This is a genomic window from Beutenbergia cavernae DSM 12333 (genome assembly GCF_000023105.1).
Lineage (GTDB): Bacteria > Actinomycetota > Actinomycetes > Actinomycetales > Beutenbergiaceae > Beutenbergia > Beutenbergia cavernae.
On sequence record NC_012669.1, the window covers coordinates 2,216,788 to 2,233,938 of the forward strand.

The 17,151-nt window shown below is 73.5% G+C and carries 13 protein-coding genes; 5 read left to right on the forward strand and 8 right to left on the reverse strand.

Features of this window, described 5'->3' with window-relative positions; genetic code table 11:
- Nucleotides 1-15: 15 nt before the first annotated feature.
- Both acnA and BCAV_RS09810 read left to right on the forward strand, forming a co-directional pair.
- Nucleotides 16-2,760 (forward strand): aconitate hydratase AcnA, encoded by a 2,745-nt coding sequence (gene acnA, locus BCAV_RS09805; protein WP_015882441.1) that lies wholly within the window; start codon nucleotides 16-18, stop codon nucleotides 2,758-2,760.
- A 112-nt stretch (nucleotides 2,761-2,872) separates the two neighbouring features.
- Nucleotides 2,873-4,153, forward strand: a complete 1,281-nt coding sequence (locus tag BCAV_RS09810) for a serpin family protein (RefSeq protein ID WP_015882442.1) — start codon at nucleotides 2,873-2,875, stop codon at nucleotides 4,151-4,153.
- Between the two features lie 29 nt (nucleotides 4,154-4,182).
- Here the strand turns inward: BCAV_RS09810 and BCAV_RS09815 are convergent, their stop codons facing one another.
- The 4 genes from BCAV_RS09815 to BCAV_RS09830 all read right to left on the reverse strand — a co-directional run bounded on the left by BCAV_RS09815 (nucleotide 4,183) and on the right by BCAV_RS09830 (nucleotide 8,092).
- Nucleotides 4,183-5,064 carry an aminoglycoside phosphotransferase family protein gene (locus BCAV_RS09815; protein ID WP_015882443.1) on the reverse strand — a complete coding sequence of 294 codons (882 nt, stop codon included), beginning with the start codon at nucleotides 5,062-5,064 and terminating at the stop codon, nucleotides 4,183-4,185.
- Nucleotides 5,065-5,143: 79 nt separating this feature from the next.
- Nucleotides 5,144-5,818 (reverse strand): NUDIX hydrolase, encoded by a 675-nt coding sequence (locus BCAV_RS09820; protein WP_015882444.1) that lies wholly within the window; start codon nucleotides 5,816-5,818, stop codon nucleotides 5,144-5,146.
- Nucleotides 5,815-6,489, reverse strand: coding sequence for a trimeric intracellular cation channel family protein (locus tag BCAV_RS09825; protein ID WP_015882445.1), 675 nt, complete (start codon nucleotides 6,487-6,489; stop codon nucleotides 5,815-5,817). Before BCAV_RS09825 ends, BCAV_RS09820 begins: the two co-directional genes overlap by 4 nt.
- A gap of 145 nt (nucleotides 6,490-6,634) precedes the next feature.
- Nucleotides 6,635-8,092, reverse strand: a complete 1,458-nt coding sequence (locus BCAV_RS09830; RefSeq protein WP_015882446.1) for a GuaB1 family IMP dehydrogenase-related protein — start codon at nucleotides 8,090-8,092, stop codon at nucleotides 6,635-6,637.
- A gap of 100 nt (nucleotides 8,093-8,192) precedes the next feature.
- On the opposite strand from BCAV_RS09830, the gene BCAV_RS09835 reads away from it, so the two are divergent.
- Entirely contained in the window at nucleotides 8,193-8,561 is a 369-nt protein-coding gene (locus BCAV_RS09835) for a YciI family protein (protein ID WP_015882447.1), read from the forward strand.
- Between the two features lie 28 nt (nucleotides 8,562-8,589).
- Here the strand turns inward: BCAV_RS09835 and BCAV_RS09840 are convergent, their stop codons facing one another.
- The 4 genes from BCAV_RS09840 to BCAV_RS09855 are packed head-to-tail and all read right to left on the reverse strand — an operon-like array spanning nucleotide 8,590 to nucleotide 12,888.
- Complete coding sequence (locus BCAV_RS09840) at nucleotides 8,590-9,483, reverse strand: carbohydrate ABC transporter permease (protein ID WP_015882448.1); 894 nt, start codon at nucleotides 9,481-9,483, stop codon at nucleotides 8,590-8,592.
- The gene (locus tag BCAV_RS09845; protein ID WP_015882449.1) at nucleotides 9,480-10,559 is read right to left on the reverse strand and encodes a carbohydrate ABC transporter permease; all 1,080 of its coding nucleotides are present in this window, start codon (nucleotides 10,557-10,559) and stop codon (nucleotides 9,480-9,482) included. Before BCAV_RS09845 ends, BCAV_RS09840 begins: the two co-directional genes overlap by 4 nt.
- Nucleotides 10,560-10,569: 10 nt before the next feature.
- Nucleotides 10,570-11,829 (reverse strand): extracellular solute-binding protein, encoded by a 1,260-nt coding sequence (locus tag BCAV_RS09850; RefSeq protein ID WP_015882450.1) that lies wholly within the window; start codon nucleotides 11,827-11,829, stop codon nucleotides 10,570-10,572.
- 12 nt (nucleotides 11,830-11,841) lie between these two features.
- The gene (locus tag BCAV_RS09855) at nucleotides 11,842-12,888 is read right to left on the reverse strand and encodes a LacI family DNA-binding transcriptional regulator (RefSeq protein WP_015882451.1); all 1,047 of its coding nucleotides are present in this window, start codon (nucleotides 12,886-12,888) and stop codon (nucleotides 11,842-11,844) included.
- 122 nt (nucleotides 12,889-13,010) lie between these two features.
- Between BCAV_RS09855 and BCAV_RS09860 the strand changes: the two genes are divergently transcribed.
- On the forward strand, nucleotides 13,011-15,080 hold the full coding sequence (locus BCAV_RS09860) for an amylo-alpha-1,6-glucosidase (RefSeq protein WP_015882452.1): 2,070 nt from the start codon (nucleotides 13,011-13,013) through the stop codon (nucleotides 15,078-15,080).
- A 123-nt stretch (nucleotides 15,081-15,203) separates the two neighbouring features.
- Nucleotides 15,204-17,135, forward strand: coding sequence for a 1-deoxy-D-xylulose-5-phosphate synthase (dxs, locus tag BCAV_RS09865; protein ID WP_015882453.1), 1,932 nt, complete (start codon nucleotides 15,204-15,206; stop codon nucleotides 17,133-17,135).
- Nucleotides 17,136-17,151 lie beyond the last annotated feature (16 nt).

A 17,151-nucleotide genomic window follows, 5' to 3' on the forward strand; every position in this document is an offset into this window, starting at 1 on the left:
GCTGAGGAGAGCGCCGTGAGCAGCGTCGACACGTTCGGAGCCAAGGGAACCCTCGCCGTCGGGGGGAGGAGCTACGAGATCTTCCGGCTCTCGGCGGTGCCGGGGGTCGAGCGGCTGCCGTTCAGCCTCAAGGTGCTCGCCGAGAACCTGCTCCGCACCGAGGACGGCGCGAACATCACCGCCGACCACGTGCGCGCCCTGGCCGCCTGGGACCCGGACGCCGAGCCCGACACCGAGATCCAGTTCACGCCCGCGCGCGTGGTCATGCAGGACTTCACCGGCGTGCCGTGCGTCGTCGACCTCGCGACCATGCGCGAGGCCGTGACCAGCCTCGGCGGCGAGGCCTCGACGATCAACCCGCTCGCCCCCGCCGAGCTGGTCATCGACCACTCCGTGCAGATCGACGTGTTCGGCACGTCGGACGCGTTCGCGCGCAACGTCGAGTACGAGTACCAGCGCAACGGCGAGCGGTACCAGTTCCTGCGCTGGGGGCAGACGGCGTTCGACGACTTCAAGGTCGTGCCGCCCGGCACGGGCATCGTGCACCAGGTCAACATCGAGTACCTGGCGCGCGTGGTCATGACGCGTGAGGTGGACGGCGTCGAGCGCGCCTACCCGGACACGTGCGTGGGTACCGACTCGCACACGACGATGGTCAACGGGCTCGGCGTGCTCGGCTGGGGCGTCGGCGGCATCGAGGCCGAGGCGGCGATGCTCGGCCAGCCCGTGTCGATGCTCATCCCGCGCGTGGTCGGCTTCAAGCTGTCGGGCGAGATCCCCGCGGGAGTGACGGCGACGGACGTCGTCCTCACGATCACGCAGAAGCTGCGCCAGCACGGCGTCGTCGGCAAGTTCGTCGAGTTCTACGGCGACGGCGTCGCAGCCGTGCCGCTCGCGAACCGCGCCACGATCGGGAACATGAGCCCGGAGTTCGGCTCGACGGCGGCGATCTTCCCGATCGACGACGTCACCCTGGAGTACCTGCGCCTCACGGGCCGGTCCGGCGACCAGGTGGCCCTCGTCGAGGCGTACGCCAAGGAGCAGGGACTCTGGCACGACCCGGCCAGCGAGCCCGTGTTCTCGGAGTACCTCGAGCTCGACCTGTCGACCGTCGTGCCGTCGATCGCCGGCCCGAAGCGCCCGCAGGACCGCATCGAGCTCTCACGGGCCAAGGAGCAGTTCGCCCGCGACCTGCCCGCGTACGCCCCCGAGGCGACGAACGGCGTCGACGAGGCGGAGGAGGAGTCGTTCCCGGCGTCCGACTCGCCGGCGATCTCGTCGCACGTGCACCGCACGGTGCCGGTGACGACGCCCGACGGCGTCACGTACGACCTGTTCCACGGCGCCGTCGTCATCGCGTCGATCACGTCGTGCACGAACACGTCCAACCCGTCGGTCATGCTCGCGGCGGCACTGCTCGCCAAGAACGCCGTCGAGAAGGGCCTCACGGTGAAGCCGTGGGTCAAGACGTCGATGGCGCCCGGCTCCCAGGTCGTGACGAACTACTACGAGAAGGCCGGCCTGTGGCCCTACCTCGAGAAGCTCGGCTACCACCTCGTCGGCTACGGCTGCACGACGTGCATCGGCAACTCCGGGCCGCTGCCCGACGAGGTCTCCGAGGCCGTGAACACGCATGACCTCGCCGTCGCGAGCGTGCTGTCCGGCAACCGGAACTTCGAGGGCCGGATCAACCCGGACGTCAAGATGAACTACCTCGCGTCGCCGCCGCTGGTCATCGCGTACGCCCTGGCGGGCACCATGGACTTCGACTTCGAGGCCGACCCGCTCGGGCGCGACGCCGACGGCCACCCGATCTTCCTGCGCGACCTCTGGCCGACGCCGGAAGAGGTGCAGGCGACGATCGACAGCTCGATCACGCGCGAGATGTTCACCGCCGACTACGCGGACGTCTTCGCCGGCGACGACCTGTGGCGCGCCCTGGACACGCCGGAGGGCGACACGTTCGCGTGGGACCCGGAGTCCACGTACGTGCGCAAGCCCCCGTACTTCGAGGGCATGGGCGCCGAGCCGGAGCCGGTCACGGACATCGCGGGTGCCCGCGTGCTCGCGAAGCTCGGCGACTCCGTCACGACCGACCACATCAGCCCCGCCGGGTCCATCAAGGCGGACAGCCCGGCCGGTCGCTACCTCGCCGAGCACGGCGTCGAGCGGCGTGACTTCAACTCCTACGGCTCGCGCCGCGGCAACCACGAGGTCATGATCCGCGGCACGTTCGCGAACATCCGGTTGAAGAACCAGCTGCTCGACGGCGTCGAGGGCGGGTTCACCCGCAACCTGCTGTCCGGTGAGCAGACGTCGATCTACGACGCCGCGCAGGCGTACGCCGAGGCGGGAGTCCCGCTCGTCGTCCTCGGCGGCAAGGAGTACGGCTCCGGGTCCTCGCGCGACTGGGCGGCGAAGGGCACGAGCCTGCTCGGGGTCCGCGCCGTCATCACCGAGAGCTTCGAGCGGATCCACCGGTCGAACCTCATCGGGATGGGCGTGCTGCCGCTGCAGTTCCCGGACGGCGAGACCGCCGACTCCCTGGGCCTGGACGGCACGGAGACGTTCGACGTCGCGGGCATCACGGAGCTCAACTCCGGCACCACGCCGTCGACCGTGCGGGTGACCGCGACGAAGGCCGACGGCACGGCCGTCGAGTTCGACGCCGTCGTCCGCATCGACACGCCCGGCGAGGCGGACTACTACCGCAACGGCGGCATCCTGCAGTACGTGCTGCGCTCGCTCGTGGCCGCCTGAGGCTCCGCCGGCGACCCGATCGGGGAGGATCCGTGCTGCTCCGGCGCACGGATCCTCCCCGTTCCCGTTCCCGGGCTGCAGGAAGTGGCCGGTCCGCGACAGAGGCAGGGGTATGACACCTCGCCGCGCCCATCTCGGTGCCGGGACCCTCGCCGCCGCTGTGCTCGTGCTCGTCGCCTGCCAGCAGCCCGCGCCGGGAGAGCCCGACCAGCGTTCCGACGCGGAGCGCGTCGTGGTCCAGGTCTCGGATGCGGAAGCGGCGACCGACGTCGTCTCGGCGACCGAGGCGTTCGGACTCACGATGCTCGCGTCGGGCGACGCCGACTCGAACGTCGTCACGTCGCCGGCCTCCGCCGTCGTCGCCCTGGCGATGCTCGCCGAAGGTGCGCGCGGCGTCAGCGAGGCGGAGCTGGACGCGCTCCTCGGCGCATCCGGCCCCGACCGCACGGACGCCGTGGGCGCCCTGCTCGCCGCGCTGCAGGAGCACGACGGCGATCCCGCCCTCGCCGCCGCCGACGAGCTGCCGGAGACGCCTCTCGCGCACCTCGCGAACCAGATCGTTCTCGACGAGGGGTTCGAGGTGCGCGCGGAGTTCCTCGACACGCTGGCCGCCGGGTACGGCGCCGGGATCGCGACGGCGGACCTCGCCACCCGCGACGGCGTGCGGGTGCTCGGCGCCTGGGTCCGCGAGCACACCGGCGGGCTCATCCCGGGCTCGGCGATCGAGCCCAAGCCCGAGCTGCGGCTGGTGCTCCAGAACGTCGTGGTGCTCGCCGCACGCTGGGAGAGCCCGTTCGACGCGAGCGACACGCGGGACGTTCCCTTCGCCGTCCGGGCGGACGACGTCCCGCTGGTCCGCACGATGCACGGTCTCCGGGAGGTTCCGTACGCGGAGGTCGACGGCTGGCGGGCTGCCCGGGTGCCGTACGCCGAGGCCTTCAGCGCCGACCTCGTGCTGCCGCCGGACGGCGTCGATCCGGCGGACGTGCCGGCCGGGACGCTCGGCGCGCTGGTCGCGGCGCTCGACGCCGCGCAGCCGGTCGAGGTCGAGCTCGCGGTCCCGGCGCTGGACCTGCCGCCTGCTCGGCTCGCGCTCGCGCCGGCGATCGAGGCGGCCGGCGCCGCCAGCCTGCTCGACCCCGACACGGCCGACCTCACCGGGATCGACGACGATCTGTTCGTGGGCCAGGCCGTGCAGCAGGCGATGCTGCGGATGGACGAGGAGGGGACCGTCGCGGCCGCGGTCACGGAGATCGGCGTGGAGCTGTCGTCGGGGGAGGCGCCGCGCGACGCCCGGGAGCTCAGCCTGGACCGCCCGTACCTCGTGCGGATCGCGCACGACGACACGGGCTGGCCGCTGTTCGTGGCCGCGATCCGGGACCCCCGGGGCTGAGCGGCGTTCCCTCGGGCGCCGACGCGGCGTCAGGACTCGCCGAGGCGGAGCATCGCGGGCCGGGCCCACGCGGCGTTGGTCCGATCCACGGGCTCGTGCGCCAGCACGGCGACCGCCATCACGACGGCCCAGCCCTGTGCGCGGGACCACGTCGCGTCGTCGACGCCGCCGTACGCCGCCAGGAACGCGGCGCGCCCCGGAGCGTCGAACGCGAGGGAGGCGGTGGAGAGGTCGACGGCGGGGTCGCCGGAGGTGAGGTCGCCGAAGTCCACGAGCGCGACGAGGCGCCCGTCGGCCACCACGAGGTTCGCGGGGTGCGGATCGCCGTGGATCCACAGCGCCGGGCCGGCGTGGTCCGGGGCGGCGACGGCCTCGGCCCAGATGCGGCGCAGGCCCCCCACCGTGTCGCGGGGGAGCACCCCGCCGGCGATGGCGTCCAGCCGGGAGCGCAGCACCTCGTCCCGGTCCGCAAGGCGTCCGCGGCGGAACGGGTTCACCGGGGCGTCGTCGGGTGCCGGGGCGTGCAGGGCGCCGATGACCTCGCCGAGGTGCGCCGCCCAGGCGGCACGGCTCTCGACGGGCGTGCGCGCCGCCGTCGTGCCGGACGTCCACCGCACCACGCTCCACGGCCACGGGTAGCCCGATCCCGGGACGCCGACGCGCACCGGGGCGGGGACGGTCACCGGGAGCCGGTCGGCCAGCCGGGGGAGCCAGGTCTGCTCGTTCTCCAGCAACCTGGCGCCGACCTCCCGGCGGGGCAGGCGGACGCCGAGGTCCTCGCCGAGCCGGACGACGACGTTGTCCCACCCCTCGGCGACGATCCGTACCGGAAGGTGGGCGAGGTCGGGGTGCTGCTCGGCGAGCAGCGCGGTCACGAGGTCCGGGGTGATGTCGAACTCGGCGTCGGGCACGGCGGTGCGAGCTCCTCGAGCTGGTGGTGGGTGGGCGCAGGATCGTCTCACGCGCACCTGTCACGCGTCACGGCGGAGGTCAGAGCGGCACGGGGATCTCGCGGCGGCGGTCCCAGGGCTCCGACCAACCGAGCGCGTCCAGGAGGGCGTCGAGCACCATCGCCGTGAAGCCCCAGACCACGCGGTCCGCCACCTCGAACGCCGGGCCGCGCCACGTCTCCGACCCGCGCGTGATCGCCGTCGTCCGCCGGTTCCCGGGATCCACCAGGTCCGCGACCGGGACGCGGAAGACCTCGGCGGTCTCCGTGCCGTCCGGCACGAGGGGCGACGGCGTCGCCCACCAGGCGAGGACCGGCGTCACGACGTTGTCGCTCACCGGCAGACCGAGGTCGCCGAGCCTGCCCAGGACCTCGACGCCGGCCGGATCGAGGCCGGTCTCCTCGACCGCCTCGCGCACGGCGGCGTCCTCGGGACCGCCGTCATCGTCATCGATCCCGCCGCCGGGGAACGCGATCTGGCCGGGGTGGTGGGTCAGGTCAGGGGAGCGCCGGGTCAGCAGGACGTCGAGGTCGGCCGCGACGTTGGGCGTTGCCGGCGTGGCGGCCGGGACGGTGTCGAGCACGCCGAACAGCACGAGGACGGCGGAGCGTCGTGCCGACGGGTCGGGGCTGCGCCCCGGGATCGGCAGGGCGCGGTTGTCCCGGGCGAGGGCGAGGAGCTGGGCACGCGCGCCGGTGGGCGTCGGTTCGCTCATCGCGCGTCCTTCGTGCGGCTCCGTCGCACCGGGCGCCAGTCCCGCGCCTCGGGGAGGCGCCAGCCCTGGCGGTAGGCGAGCAGGCACAGCGCGGCGCCCACCGCCGCGGCGACGAGCGTCGTCGCCCCGGCCCACCCCTGGGGCGTCAGGCGGTCGAGGAGGACGACGACGGCGGCCGCTGCCGTCGCGCACGTCGCGTACAGCGTGTTCCCGCCGAACACGATGGGCGTGCGGCGCACGAGCAGGTCGCGGATCATGCCGCCGCCCACCGCGGTGAGCGTGCCGAGGAGGATCGCGGGGAGCCAGTGCAGGCCGGCGTCCAGCGCTCGCTGGGCGCCGACCGCGCCCCAGGTGCCGAGCGCCACGGCGTCGATGAGGCGCACGCCCCGCAGCCACCATCGACCGGAGGTGCGCACGAGGTAGGCGAAGAGGGCGACGCCGATCGCTGTGACGAGGTACGCGACGTCCGTCAGGGCGACCGGCGTGCCGACCTGGAGCAGCGTGTCGCGCAGCAGACCGCCGCCGAGCCCGGACGCGACCCCCAGGACGATGAACCCGACGAGGTCGAACCGCTGCTCGCGCGCCAGGATGCCGGCGAGCAGGACGTTCGCGGCGACGCCGAGGAGATCCAGCACCCGCACGACCTGCGTGCTGAGATCCGCCACGTCCACGCCGTCGAGCGTAGTGCGGGAGCGCCCCGACCCATCCCCGAGAGGAAGTCTGCGTCACCGCGAGAGGAAGTCTGCGTCACCGCGAGAGGAAGTCTGCGTCACCGCGAGAGGAAGCTTGCGTCACCGCGAGAGGATCCGTGCGGCGTCACCACCCGACGGGCAGCGGGCGACCCTCCTCGTACCCGGCCGCGGACTGGATCCCGACGACGGCGCGGTCGGCGAACTCGGCCAGCGTGCGCGCTCCGGCGTACGTGCAGGCGCTGCGCAGACCCGCTGTGATCTGGTCGAGGAGGTCCTCGACGCCGGGCCGGTCCGGGTCGAGGTACATGCGCGACGACGAGATGCCCTCCTCGTACAGGGCCTTGCGGGCGCGCTCGAACGGCGAGCCCGCACGGGTCCGGGCGGCCACGGCGCGCGCCGAGGCCATGCCGAAGCTCTCCTTGTACTGGCGTCCGGTCCCGTCGGTGTGCAGGTCGCCAGGCGACTCGTGCGTCCCGGCGAACCAGGAGCCGATCATGACCTGCGACGCACCGGCGGCCAGCGCCAGTGCCACGTCGCGCGGGTGCCGCACCCCGCCGTCGGCCCACACGTGCGCGCCGAGCTCGCGGGCGCGGCCGGCGCACTCGAGGACGGCGGAGAACTGGGGGCGACCGACGCCGGTCATCATCCGCGTGGTGCACATCGCACCGGGCCCGACGCCGACCTTGACGATGTCCGCACCCGCCTCGACGAGGTCGGTGACGCCGTCGGCCGTCACGACGTTGCCGGCCACCACCGGCACACCGGGGTCGATGGCGCGGACCGCGCGGAGCGCCTCCAGCATCTGCTCCTGGTGGCCGTGCGCGGTGTCGACCACGAGCAGGTCGACGCCCGCCGCGACCAGCTCCTTGGCGTGCGCGCCGACGTCGCCCCGCACGCCGACCGCCGCCCCGACGCGGAGCCGGCCGGCGCCGTCGAGCGCCGGCGGGTAGATGCTCGAGCGCAGGGCGCCGGTGCGGGTCAGCACGCCGATCAGGGCACCGCCGGCCGCGTCGTCGACCACCGGGACGATCTTGCGGCGTGCCTCGTGCAGCTGGGTGTACGCGGCGGCGAGGGCGTCCGGTCCGTCGAGGGTCGAGGCGCCGAGCACCTCCGGGCGCGCGGCCATGACGTCGCGCACCTGGGTGAACTGGTCGACGCCCTGGCAGTCGGCGAGCGTCACGATGCCGACGGGGCGGTCCTGCTCGACCACGACCGCCGCGCCGTGCGACCGCTTGCCGATGAGGGCGACGACGTCGTGCACGGTGTCGTCCGGACGGATCGTGACGGCGCTCTCGACGATCGCGTGCCGGGACTTGACCCACTCGACGACGTCGGTCACGACGTCGGTGGGCGTGTCCTGCGGCAGGATCCCCATCGCCCCGCGCCGGGCGAGGGTCTCTGCCATCCGCCGTCCGCTGACGGCTGTCATGTTCGCGGCGACGACGGGGATCGTCGGTCCGGTGCCGTCCACCGGCGTGAGGTCGACGTCGAACCGGCTGGCGACGTCGGACCGGGACGGGACGAGGAACACGTCGCCGTACGTGAGATCCGTCGTGGGGTTCTGCCCCGGCAGGAAACGCATAGGTCCAGGGTAGTTCCGCGACTCGCGGCGCGTCGGTGTCGATCCGGACGGTGCCGACGCGTCATCGCGATGACAGACTCGCACCGAGGGAGGACGCGCCATGAAGTTCCTGGTTCTGCTGGCCGAGAAGGACCACTTCGATCGCTGGGACGCGGCGGACGAGGAGGAGCGTGATGCCGCCTTCGCCGCCTATCGGAGCTTCGCGGCCGCCGTGAAGGCGCGCGGCAGGATCGTCTGCGGTGATGCGCTGCACCGTCCGGAGACGGCGCGGACCGTCCGCCCGGGCGAACCCGGCCGCTCGGCCGAACGCGCGGCCACCGGCGGTCCCTACGCCGAGACCGTCGAGCAGATCGGCGGCTTCTACGTGATCGACATGCCCACGCTCGACGACGCCGTCGAGGCGGCCCGTCTTCTGCCGGCTGAGTACACCCTCGAGGTCCGACCCTGCCTCGGGGTCGACGTGGGGTGAGCGGCGAGCCTCCCGGCGAGCCGCGACCTCAGCCCTTCTCGGCGCCCTCCGCGGTGCTCATGATGCGCCGCTGGAACACGAAGAACAGCACAGCCACCGGGATCGTCATGACGGCGGCCGCGGCGAGCTTGAGCGGGAACTGGGACCCCTGCCCGAGCCCGCCCGCGGACAGCTGCGCGACGCCCTTGGTCAGCGTGTACAGGTCCGCGGAGCGCGATGCGACGATGAAGTGCGACAGCTCGTTCCACGACCCCTGGAACGACAGGATGACGATCGTGATGAGCGCCGGCCGGGCCATCGGGAGCACCACGGACCAGAACGTGCGGAAGACGCCCGCGCCGTCGATCCGGGCCGCCTCTTCGACGCTCACCGGGATGGACTCGAAGTAGTTCTTCATGATGAAGATCCCGGCCGCGTCCGTCAGCAGCGGCAGGATGAGCCCGGCGAACGTGTCGTAGATGCCGAGCGTGTTGATCACCAGGAACTTCGGGATCAGCAGCACGACGTTCGGCACCGCCATGACCGCCACGAGCAGGGCGAACACGACGCCGCGGCCTCGGAACGGGAGCCGGGCCAGGGCGTAGCCGGCGAGCGAGTTGAAGAAGACCCGCCCGGCGGTGACGACGAGCGTCACGATGACCGAGTTGCGGAACCACAGCGGGAAGTCCGACACGGAGAACAGGTAGGAGTACGCCGCCGTCGTGAACGTGTCCGGCACGAGCGACAGCGGGTCGGCGGCAGCCTCGGCGTCGGGCTTGAACGACGTCGCGACGGTGATGAGGAACGGGTAGACGTACACGACGGCGAGCACCACGAGCACGGCGTAGGCGGCCGACGTCGCCAGCAGCGTGCCGTCACGGGAGCCGCGGCGGCGGACGACGACGGCGTCCGTCGGCCGTGTGGTGGTCGTCGCCCCGCTCACGGGGTCACCCCGCGCCAGAAGCGTCGGCGGCGCGGGACGCCGCGTTCCCGCAACGTCCAGCGCTGCACGGCGGTGAGCACGATGATGATCGCGAACAGCAGGAACGCGATCGCCGCGCCGCGGCCCCACTGCTGGTTGTTGAACGAGGTGGAGTACGACAGGAACGCGGGCGTCAGCGTGGTCTTGCCTGGTCCGCCCGCGTTCCCCGTGACGTAGATCTGGTCGAACAGCTGCCACGTCCCGATCAGCCCGAGCGTGAGGACGGTGAACACCGTCGGGCGCAGCATCGGCAGCGTCACGTGCCAGAACCGCTGCCACCCGCTCGCGCCGTCGACCTCGGCCGCCTCCATCACCTCGCCGGTGACGTTCTGCAGGGCGGCGAGGAACAGCAGCATGAACGTCCCCGACGTCGTGAAGACCGCCATGATGATGAACACGCACATCGCGACGCTCGGCCCGGCGAGCCACTGCCACCAGCTCAGCCCGAGGAACGGTGCCGCCTGCAGCGCCGCCGGTGCCTCGTCGACGCCGAGTGCGCCGAGCACGATGTGCAGCACGCCGCGGGGGTCGTTGACCCAGTTCGGCCCGTCGATGCTGACCACCGCGAGCACGCGGTTCACGGCGCCGCTCGCCGTGAAGAGGAACAGGAACAGCACGGTGATCGCCACGGAGCTCGTGACCGAGGGGAAGTAGAACGCCGTGCGGAAGAACCCGCGCCCGCGGAGCACGCGGCGGTTCACCATGACGGCGAGGAACAGCGACAGCGCCGTCTGGATCGGGACGACGAACAGCACGTAGTACCCGTTGTTGCGCAGCGACGTCGCGAAGTCGCGCTGGGGGAGACCACCGCCCGTGAGCAGCTCGGCGTAGTTCGTGGACCCGACGAACGAGGCCCCGCCGGCGAACGGGTTCCCCTGCCCGTTCCAGTCCGAGACGCTGACCCACAGCGCCATCACGACGGGGACCACGAGGAACACCCCGAGGATCACGAGCATCGGGGTGATGAAGATCCAGCCGGCGAGCCCGGCGCGGCGGTGCAGCCCGCCGCGCCGGGGGCCTGGGTCCACGGCGCTCACCCTGCCGCGCTCAGGACGTGCCGGCGATGGCCTCGAGGTTGGCCTGGACCGAGTCGAGGATCGCCGTCGGGTCGCCGCTCGCGAGCGACTCGAGCTGCGCGTTGAAGTCCGCGAGCACGTCGACGATGCCCTCGATCGGTGGCACACCCTGCGCGTACTCGGCGCCGGCGATGAACGGCTCCTGCTCGGGGAACTGGGCTGCCCAGTCGCCGGCGACGGACTCGACGGACGGCATCACGCCGAACGCCTCGGCGAACACCATCTGCTGCTCGCCCGACGTCAGGTACTCGACCAGGGAGAGGGCCGCCTCGCTGTCGCCGCCCGCCGGCACACCCCAGCAGTTGGTGAACTGCAGCGTGCCCGGACCGGCCGGACCGGCCGGGAGCTCGACCACCCGGTAGGGGATGTCCGGGAAGTCGTTGGTCATGGCCCCGATCACCCAGTTGCCCTCGATGACCATCGCCGCGGCCCCGGTGCCGAGCGCCTCGCCGCCCCAGCCGGCGCCGATGTCGGCCGGGTAGGCGGCGGAGCCCGAGCTCAGGAGCCCCTGGACGTACGTCAGCGCCTCGACGTTCTCCGCGCTGTTCGCGATCGGCTGCCCGTCGGCGTCGACGAGGCCTCCGCCGGCCTGAGCCATGAACGAGCCGATCCGCTGCCACTCCGGCCCGAAGCTCAGACCGACCTGGGCGTCGGTGGTCAGCGTCTGCGCGACCGCGGCCAGCTCGTCCCACGTGGTCGGGACGTCGTCGTCCGTCAGCCCGGCCGCCTCCCAGGCGTCCGTGTTGATGATGAGCGCGAGCGTCGAGAAGTCCTTGGGCGCGCAGACGAGCTCGCCGTCGAAGCTGAACGAGTCGCGCAGCGTGACGTAGAAGTCGTCGGCGTTCGGCAGCCCGGCGGCGTACGGCGCCAGGGAGCCGTTCGCGGCGTAGGCGGGGAAGCTGTCGGTCGAGAGGTAGAACAGGTCCGGCGGGGATCCCGCGGCGAAGCCCTGGCTGAGCTCCTGCGGCAGGTCCGCTGCGGCCTGGAGCGTGGCCGTGTTCCCGGTCTCCGTGCTCCAGGCCTCGAGGGCGGCGGTCACGGCCTGGGTCTCGGCGTCGCCGCTGGACCCGATGAGGACGTCGAGCTCCGCGCCTCCCGTGGCCTCGTCGCCGCCGGTGTCCTCACCCGTGCCCTCGTCGAACCCGGACCCTCCGCCGCAGGCCGCGAGCGCCAGCGCCCCGGCGGCCAGGGCGATCCCGACGGCGCTGCCACGCCGTGCCGATCTGCTCATCGTCGTGCTCCTTCAGTGCGTGGTGATGGGTGTCGTCGTCGAGCCCCGCACCATGAGGCGGGGCGCGAGCAGGACCTGTTCCGAGGAAGGCGCCGGGGCCGCGGCCTCGGCGGGCTCGAGGGCGCCGAGCACGAGGTCGACGGCGCACGACGCCGCCGCCTCGAGCGGCTGCGCGATGGAGGTGAGTCCGAGCGCGGCGGCCGTCGGGGTGTCGTCGAACCCGACGACGGCGAGCCCGTCCGTCGTCTCCCGTGCGGCCGCCAGAGCGCCGATCGCGAGCGAGTCGCTCGCGCACACGACCGCGCTGGCGCCGTCGGCGGCGAGCTCCCGTGCCGCACGGGAGGCGAGCCGGCCGTTGTCGGGGATGGCCGCGCTCCACGCGTCCACCGACGCAGCGGGGACGAGCGCGTGGCGCTGCACGGCGCGGCGCCAACCGGTGCGCCGGTCGTCGCCGACGCCGGACCCCGATGGCCAGCCGAGGAACGCGATCCGCCGGTGCCCGCGGGCGACGAGGTGGTCGACCGCCGCCTCGGTGCCGCTCGCACCGTCGACGTCGACCCACGCGTGGGGGTCCGTCGGGGCGCCCCACGGCCGCCCGAACGTGACGAACGGGGTGCCGTGCTCCGTCAGCCACCGCGTGCGGGCGTCGCCGTGGTGGGTGTTGGCGAGCACGAAGCCGTCGACGTCGCCGGTCGAGAGGAGGTCGTGGTACTGCCCGATCTCCGCGGCGTCGCCGGCCGCGGCGAACAGCATGATGCGGTAGCCGCGGCGCTGCGCCGTCTCGGTGAGGGCGTGCAGGAAGCGGTCGCCGATCGAGCCGTTGACGCCGTCGGCGGACGCGCTGCGCGGGGTCAGGGCGAGCGCGAGCGTGCGTGAACGCTGGCTGCGCAGCCGTTGCGCCGCGCGGAGCGGGCGGTACCCGAGCTCGGCGATGGCCGCGGCCACCCGGTCCCGGGTCGACTCGTTGACCACGTGCGGGGAGTTGAGCACGTTCGAGACGGTCTGGCGCGAGACCCCGGCGCGCGCGGCGACGGAGGCGAGCGTGGCTCGGTCGGGCAATTCGGGCCTCCTCGTCACGTCCGCGGGACAGGGGTTTGAACGATCAAATCCGAGGACTAGAGTCAACGCTGCGCGCCCCGCGGTGTCAAGAGGAGAGGGCGCCACGAGGCGGAGGTGGCGCAGTGGCAACGCAGGTCGGGACACCTCGGCAGCCGTTCCTGGACTCGTTGGTCGTGGCCCTGGCCGCGCCGACCCAGGCCTGGTCGGGAGCGGACGGGCAGATCCGGCACGGCGGCGCCCACGGTGTCTTCCACGGTGACGTGCGCGCCCTCGCCCGCGCCGAGCTGCTGGTCGCCGGCGAGGAGCCCGAGGTGATCGCGGCGGGTCCGCAGGGCCGCGGCCGCGTGCACGTCGTCGCCCTCGCGCGGGGGATCGACGCCGCGGGGGCCGATCCCACGGTGCGCCTCGACCGGGTGCGCCGGGTGGAGCCCGGCGCCGTGCGCGAGGACATCACCGTGACGTGTGCCGTGCCGGGCACCGCCAGGGGTCGCCTCGAGATCGTCCTCGGCAGCGATCTCGCGGACATGGACGCCGTGAAGGCCGGGCGGACCCCGGCTCTTCTCCCGGTGCACGCTGACGGCGATCGCCTCACCTGGGCCGCGGCCGGGGTGAGCGTCGCTGTGGAGGCGCCCGGCGCCGTCGTCGACGCGCGGGACCTCGCCGCTCCCCGGATCGCCTGGGACGTCGAGGTCACGCAGCGCGCACCGGTGACGCTCTCGTGGACCCTGACGGCCACGGACTCCGCCGCCGTCGTCGTCCCCGCCCGAGGCCCGGTGCCGTGGTCAGCACCCACGCTCGAGGCGGACGACCACCGCCTCGCTCCGTGGCTCGAACGCTCGCTGGAGGACCTGGCGAGCCTGCGCATGGCGACGACCGAGCTGCCCGACGACGAGTTCCTCGCGGCCGGCGCGCCGTGGTTCTTCACGTTGTTCGGCCGCGACTCCCTGTGGGCAGCGCGCATGCTGCTCCCGCTGGGCACCGGACTGGCCCGCGGCACGCTCCGCACGCTCGCGGCCGGCCGCGGCCGCCGGGAGGACGCGGCGACGGGTGAGCAGCCGGGCAAGGTGCTGCACGAGGTGCGTCGTGCCGGCATCGGGATCGACGACGGCGCCCGCCTGCCACCGGTGTACTTCGGCACCATCGACGCCACCCCGTTGTGGATCGTGCTCCTGCGCGACGCCTGGCGCTGGGGCCTGCCGGCCGACGACGTCGCCGAGCTGCTGCCGGCCCTGGAGGACACGCTCGGCTGGCTCGACGCCCAGGTCTCCGACTCCGACGGCGTCGCGGGCTTCCTGCGGTACGAGGACCGGACGGGGGCCGGGCTCGCGAACCAGGGCTGGAAGGACTCGGGCGACTCCGTGCAGTGGCGCTCCGGCGAGCTGGCGCAGCCGCCGATCGCGCTGGCCGAGGTGCAGGCGTACGCGTACGAGGCGGCGCTGGCGGGAGCCGAGCTGCTGGCGGCGTTCGACCGTCCGGGCGCCGACGCGTGGCGGGACTGGGCGGACCGGCTCGCGCGGCGGTTCCGGTCGGCGTTCTGGGTCACCGTCGACGGCGAGCGGTATCCGGCGATCGCGCTCGACGCGACCGGCAGCGCCGTCGACAGCTTGACGTCGAACCTCGGCCACCTCCTCGGGACGGGCCTGCTCGACGCCGACGAGGAGCGGGTCGTGGCCTCGCACCTCACCGACCCGCGCCTGGACTCCGGCTACGGCCTGCGCACGCTGGCGGCGGGCTCCGGAGGGTACTGGCCGCTGCGCTATCACGGGGGTGCCGTCTGGCCCCACGACACGGCGATCGCCGTGCGCGGGCTCGCGCGTGCGGGGTTCGCCGCGGAGGCCGAGCACCTGGCGTCGGGCCTCGTCCGTGCCGCTCCCGACCTCGACTACCGCCTGCCCGAGCTGTGGTCCGGCGACGCCGCGGGCACCGTGCCCACCGTCGTGCCGTACCCGGCCGCGTGCCGCCCGCAGGCGTGGTCGGCGGCCGGGGCCGTCGCGGTGCTGCAGTCGGTCCTCGGGATCGAGGCGGACGTCCCGGCGGGTGTCGTGCGGGTGCGGGCCCGCCCCGGACCGCTCGGCGCCCTGGCGTGGGGCGGGCTGCGCGCCGGGAACGGGGTGCTCGACGTCGCCCGGGCGGCCGACGGCCGGGTGACGGCTCGTGCGGAGGGCGACGGCGTCGAGGTTCGCGTGGAGTGACGTCCTACCCGCCCGGCGGTGCGCCGTCGTCCGACCGTGGTCGTACAGTAGGGAGCCGGCCGTGCGACATCGCTCGCACCTCGGACCCTCGCCAACGCGGTGGGACAGAGTGGAGGACACCTGATGCCGGACGAGCCCAGGATCCTGCCGACGGTGACGACCCCACGGGACCTCCGTCGGTTGAAGCCGGCGCAGCTCGACGCTCTCGCCGCGGAGATCCGTGACTTCCTCGTCACCGAGGTCTCGAAGACCGGGGGGCACCTCGGGCCGAACCTCGGCGTCGTGGAGCTGACCATCGCGCTGCACCGCGTCTTCTCCTCCCCGACCGACCGCCTCGTCTTCGACACCGGGCACCAGGCGTACGTGCACAAGCTCCTGACCGGGCGGCAGGACTTCTCGCGGCTGCGCGGCCGCGGCGGGCTGTCCGGCTACCCCAGCAGGGCGGAGTCGGACCACGACGTCGTCGAGAACTCCCACGCGTCAGCGGCGCTGTCGTGGGCCGACGGGATCGCCCGGGCGAACCAGGTCGCGGGCCTGCGGGACCGCCACGTCGTCGCCGTCGTCGGCGACGGCGCGCTCACCGGGGGCATGGCCTGGGAGGCGCTCAACAACATCTCCTCGGGGCAGGACCGCCGCCTCGTCGTCGTCGTGAACGACAACGGCCGCTCGTACTCCCCGACGATCGGTGGCCTGGCGCAACAGCTCGACACGCTGCGCACGACCCAGAGCTACGAGCGGGTGCTCGCCCTCGGCAAGGCGACCCTGCAGCGGGGTGGGCCGCCCGGGCGGTTCGCGTACGACGCCCTGCACGGGCTCAAGAAGGGCCTCAAGGACGTCGCCCGCCCGCAGGGGCTGTTCGAGGACCTCGGGATCAAGTACGTAGGCCCCGTGGACGGGCACGACCGGGTGATGGTCGAGCACGCGCTGCGCCGGGCCAAGGCGTTCGACGGCCCGGTCATCGTGCACGTCATCACGGAGAAGGGGCGCGGGTACACGCCCGCGGAGGAGGACGTCGCGGACCGGTTCCACGCCGTCGGGAAGATCCACCCCGAGACGGGGCTGCCCGTCGCGCCGTCGCGGTTTGGGTGGACGGCCGTGTTCGCCGACGAGATCGTGGCGATCGCGCGCCAGCGCAGCGACGTCGTCGGCGTCACGGCCGCCATGCTGCACCCGGTGGGCCTCGCGCCGATGGCGGAGGAGTTCCCGGACCGCGTGTTCGACGTCGGGATCGCCGAGCAGCACGCGGTCACCTCGGCGGCGGGGATGGCGTTCGCCGGCCTGCACCCGGTGATCGGGCTGTACGCGACGTTCCTCGGACGGGGGTTCGACCAGCTCCTCATGGACGTGGGCCTGCACAAGGCCGGCGTCACGTTCGTGCTCGACCGCGCCGGACTCACGGGCGAGGACGGCGCGAGCCACAACGGGATGTGGGACATCGCGATGACCTCGATCGTCCCGGGGCTGCGGCTCGCCGCGCCGCGCGACGAGACGACGTTGCGCGAGGAGCTGCGCGAGGCGGTCGCCGTCGACGACGCGCCGACCGTGCTGCGGTACCCGAAGGGCGCGCTGCCCGAGGCGTTGCCGGCGGTGCAGCGGGTCGGGGGGGCGTACGGCCCGGACGTGCTCGCACGCCACGCCGGCGACGGCGGCGCCCGGGTTCTCGTGGTGGGCGTCGGGGCGTTCGCCGCCTGCGCCGTGGAGGTGGGGGAGCGGCTGGCGCAGCACGGCATCGGCGGCACCGTCGTGGACCCGCGCTGGGTGCTTCCGGTGGGCTCCGAGCTGCTCGAGCTCGCCCAGGGTCACGACCTCGTGGTCACCGTGGAGGACGGGCTCGTGACGGGCGGCGCCGGCTCGCACCTGCGGGACGCGCTGGCCGCGGCCGGGACGCACGTGCCGGTGCAGTCGCACGGCATTCCCCGGACCTACCTCGAGCACGCCTCCCGCGCGGAGCTCGTCGCGGAGCTGGGGCTGCGCCCGGCCGACGTGGCTCGCGAGGCGGCGTCCGCCGTCGCGCACCTGACCGGTGCGACGGAGCCGGCCACGATCGACCGCTGAGCGGCGCGGCCCCGGG

Excerpts from the sequence above, each read along its gene's own strand:
- BCAV_RS09820 (WP_015882444.1), bottom strand. The coding sequence starts at position 5,818 with ATGAGCGAACCGACGCCCACCGGCGCGCGTGCCCAGCTCCTCGCCCTC.
- BCAV_RS09810 (WP_015882442.1), top strand. The coding sequence starts at position 2,873 with ATGACACCTCGCCGCGCCCATCTCGGTGCCGGGACCCTCGCCGCCGCT.
- dxs (WP_015882453.1), top strand. The coding sequence starts at position 15,204 with ATGCCGGACGAGCCCAGGATCCTGCCGACGGTGACGACCCCACGGGAC.
- BCAV_RS09830 (WP_015882446.1), bottom strand. The coding sequence starts at position 8,092 with ATGCGTTTCCTGCCGGGGCAGAACCCCACGACGGATCTCACGTACGGC.
- BCAV_RS09835 (WP_015882447.1), top strand. The coding sequence starts at position 8,193 with ATGAAGTTCCTGGTTCTGCTGGCCGAGAAGGACCACTTCGATCGCTGG.
- BCAV_RS09850 (WP_015882450.1), bottom strand. The coding sequence starts at position 11,829 with ATGAGCAGATCGGCACGGCGTGGCAGCGCCGTCGGGATCGCCCTGGCC.